1 pseudogene is annotated in these 912 nt (G+C 63.9%); it reads left to right on the plus strand.

What is annotated here, in order from left to right:
* Positions 1 to 912 (plus strand): annotated as a pseudogene (locus tag EN932_RS37020) (hypothetical protein); the annotation flags it as partial.

Genomic DNA, 912 nt, shown 5'->3' on the forward strand with positions numbered 1-912 from the left:
GTTTCCAGGGCTTTTCCTTCGGTCTCGCCGACGAGCAGTCGGCCGAACCCACGGTCACCCCCCTCGCCGATCTGCCGGTGGTTGGCGATGACGGCAAGGTGACCTTCCCGGTCTCCGTCGACCAACTGCCCTCGACCACCAAGCTGGTCGACGCCAAGGTGACGGTCAGGATGCGTGAAACCGGCGGCCGCGCCATCGAGCGCTCGCTCAACATCGGCATCCGCCCGCAGGGCCATATGATCGGCATTCGTCCGGATTTCGCCGACAATGAAGTGCCGCAGGGCGGCACGGCCAAGTTCAGCCTGATCGCCGTCGATCCCGACGGCAAGCGTGAGGCGCTGAAAGGCGCGCAATGGACGCTGGTCAAGGTCGAACGCAATTACCAGTGGTACCGCTCCAACAATTCGTGGAATTACGAGCCGGTTACCTTCACCAAGTCGATCGCCAACGGCCAGGTCGACCTCAACGCCGACGGCGACGCAACGGTCTCCGTGCCGGTCGATTGGGGTCAGTACAGGCTCGAGGTTGAAACCGCCGATCCCGAAGGACCGGCGACCAGCTACGAGTTCGACGCCGGCTGGTATGTCTCCTCGACCACCACCGAAACGCCTGACGGCCTCGAAATCGCCCTCGACAAGGACAATTATGCCGCCGGCGAAGTGGCCAAGCTGAAAATCTCGCCGCATTTTGCCGGCGAACTCTTGATCAACATCGGCTCCGACAAGCTGTTGAAGACCATCACGGCGTCAGTGCCGGCCGGCGGCAGCACCGTCGACATTCCGGTCGGCGACGACTGGGGCGCCGGCGCCTATGTCACCGCAACCCTGTTCCGGCCGGGCGATGCGCAGGAGACGCGCATGCCGGCCCGCGCCATCGGCGTGAAATGGCTGAAGGTCGATCCGGGTTCGAAGA

Source organism: Mesorhizobium sp. M7A.F.Ca.US.002.01.1.1, assembly GCF_004022955.1.
GTDB lineage: Bacteria > Pseudomonadota > Alphaproteobacteria > Rhizobiales > Rhizobiaceae > Mesorhizobium > Mesorhizobium ciceri.